Annotated in this window: 4 protein-coding genes; all 4 read right to left on the bottom strand. The window is 67.1% G+C overall.

The genetic code is table 11. The features are described from left to right. On the bottom strand, window positions 1-194 hold a 194-nt coding region (locus MOV74_RS40645; RefSeq protein ID WP_309486871.1), incomplete at its 3' end, for a prepilin-type N-terminal cleavage/methylation domain-containing protein. Next, a complete protein-coding gene (gene gspG, locus MOV74_RS35580) occupies window positions 157-612 on the bottom strand; it encodes a type II secretion system major pseudopilin GspG (RefSeq protein WP_246931856.1) in 456 nt (151 codons plus the stop codon). The genes gspG and MOV74_RS40645, both read right to left, overlap by 38 nt. 23 nt (window positions 613-635) lie before the next feature. Then, a complete protein-coding gene (locus MOV74_RS35575; RefSeq protein ID WP_246931854.1) occupies window positions 636-1,847 on the bottom strand; it encodes a type II secretion system F family protein in 1,212 nt (403 codons plus the stop codon). Window positions 1,848-1,850: 3 nt separating this feature from the next. Continuing rightward, on the bottom strand, window positions 1,851-2,684 hold an 834-nt coding region (locus MOV74_RS35570; RefSeq protein WP_246931852.1), incomplete at its 5' end, for a GspE/PulE family protein.

Below are 2,684 nucleotides of genomic sequence, written 5' to 3'. Positions count from 1 at the left end.
TTCAGCAGCGCCGCGGTCTCGACCGCGTAGCTCTCCAGCCTGGCCCGCGTCGTTGTGCGCGGGACAGCCGGCAGGATGATTGCCGCGAGCAGGCCGATGATCGCGAGCACGCACAGGATCTCGATCAGCGCAAAGCCGCGTGCCTCGCCAAGGCCCTCAGCGCGCGCCGCTGACAATGTCGGCCGCCGTTCCACTGCCGCCTTCCTGACCGTCCGATCCCAGCGAGATGATCTCAAAAGGCGCGCTCGCGCCCGGCGCACGATAGACGTAGATGTGCCCCCAGGGATCGTTCGGCACCACGCCGCCACGTAAATAGGGCCCATTCCAGCCGGTCTGATTGGTGTTGCGGGTCAGCGCGGTGAGTCCTTCGTTCGATGTGGGATAACGGCCGAGATCGAGAAAGTAGAGATCGAGCGCGCTGGAAAAGCTCTCGATCTGGATCTTCGCCGCCTTCGCCTTGGACTCGCTGAGATAGTTCAGCACCCGCGGGCCGACCAGCGCCATGATCATCCCGATGATGGTGATGACGACCAGCATCTCGACGAGGGTGAAGCCCGCCTCCCCTCGGCCCGCGCGCCGCCGGCCGCGACTTAACGATGGACGTTCGATCACCTCAACCCCTCCGTTACCCAATCCTAACCGACAATCTGGCTCACCGACATCAGCGCCGTCATCACCGACGTGATCAGGCCGCCGACGACCAGCGAAATCGCGATGATCGCGGCCGGACCTGCGATGCCGACCGCGCGGTCCAGCGTGCGCTGCAGCTTGGCCTCGTAGAATTCGGCGACGCGTCCCGACAGCATCGGCAATTGTCCGGTCTCGTCGCCGAGTCGGAGCATGCGCACTGCCATCGCGGGCAGCGCCTCCGTCTCAGCCAACGCGTCGGACAACTTCGAGCCGTGGCGAACGCGGTCGGCGGCATCGCTCCAGACCGCGGCCGAGCCCGTCGTCGCCATCATGTCGACGAGGATGCGCAGCGTGATGGTGAGATTGACGCCGCTGCCGAGCAGCAGGCCGAGATTGCGGCAAAACAGCGCCGTCCGGTATGCGCTCATCACGTTGCGGATTGCCGGCAGCCGCGTGATCGCATTGGTGACGCCGCGGCGGACGCGCTCTTGCCGGAGCAAGAGCCACGCCGCTGCGATGACGGCCGCAAGGCTAGCCAGCACCGCATCCGAATTGCCGCGCAGGAACGTGGAGATGTTGAGAAAGACGCCGACGACCGGATCAATCTTGGCGCCGAAATCCTGCAACACGGATGCGAACTGCGGCAGCACGAAAGTGAGGAAGAACAGCAGCACGCAACCCGCCGCGCCCAGCACGAACAGCGGATAGCGGATTGCATCCGACAGCCGCCGCCTCAGCGCCTCGCTGCGCGTGCGCTCGCCGGCCAGTACCTCCAGTACCTGGTCCAGCGATCCCGAGGCCTCACCGACCCGCACCAGCGCGACATACATTGGCGGGAACAGCCCTTCGTGCCGCGCCAGCGCTTCGGCAAAGCTCTCGCCCGCAACGACCCGCGAACGGATGTCGGCAACGACCGGGCGCAGCCGACCGAAGTCCGGATCGGCCGCAAGCAGTTCCAATCCGTCATTGATGCGGGCGCCGGCGCGCAGCAGCAGCGCCAGGTCGCGCGTGAAGATGGTGACGTCTTCCGGCTTGGGCCTGTTGAAGAGGCTGAACACACGACCCGCCGAGCCGCCCTCTTCCGGCGTGACATTGTCGACCAGCACGAGACCGAGCCGCTCGATCCGCTGCGCGACGTCGCCCGGCGCGGGCGCGGCAATGGCGCCGGAGACCAGTTCGCCGTTGGCGTTGAGGGCGCGGTAGCGATAGTTCGGCATGCGTTAGCGCACCGTCGTGACGCGGAAGACCTCGGGCACGGTGGTGTGCCCGGCCCGGCATTTGGCGACCGCATCCTCCAGCATCGTCGTCATGCCGCCCCGCATCGCGGCGGCGTCGATCGAGTGGGAGTCGGTCTGCGGGCCGATCAGCGTGCGCACCTCGTCGGACATTTCGAGGATCTCGAACACGCCGTTGCGGCCGCGATAGCCGGTGCCGCCGCAGCGTTCGCAGCCACCGGCCTCGTGCACGACCTCGCCGCACTTGAAACCAATCACCGCGAAGCGCGGGTCCTCGGCGAGATCGGCCTCGGTCAGCGCATGCGGGATCTTGCAGCGGTCGCAGAGCACGCGCACCAGGCGCTGCGCGACCACCGCGCGCAGCGTGGACTTCAGCAGGAAGCCCTCGATACCGAGATCGATCAGGCGCGGCACGGCGGCCGCGGCCGTCTCGGTGTGCAGCGTCGTCAGGACGAGATGGCCGGTGAGTGCGGCGTGGATCGCGATATGCGCGGTCTCGGCGTCGCGGACCTCGCCGACCATGATCACGTCGGGGTCCTGGCGGACGAAGGCGCGCATGGCGGAGGCGAAGGTCAGCCCGATCGACGGCTTGACCTGGGACTGGTTGATGCCGGGAATCTCGTACTCGACGGGATCCTCGATGGTGAGGATTTTTCGCGTGGGCTCGTTCAGGATCGACAGCATGGTCGCGAGCGTCGTGGTCTTGCCGCTGCCGGTCGGTCCCGTGACCACGATCATGCCGTGCGGCATCGCGAGCAGCCGCGTCATCACGCTCTCGTCGCGCGCGGCGAGGCCGAGCTTGCTCATCTCCAGCAGGCC

The organism is Bradyrhizobium sp. SHOUNA76 (assembly GCF_023006445.1).
In the GTDB taxonomy this organism is placed as follows: Bacteria; Pseudomonadota; Alphaproteobacteria; order Rhizobiales; family Xanthobacteraceae; genus Bradyrhizobium.
Note: the sequence above shows the minus strand (reverse complement) of the source record. Positions and strands in the feature narration are given on the sequence as shown.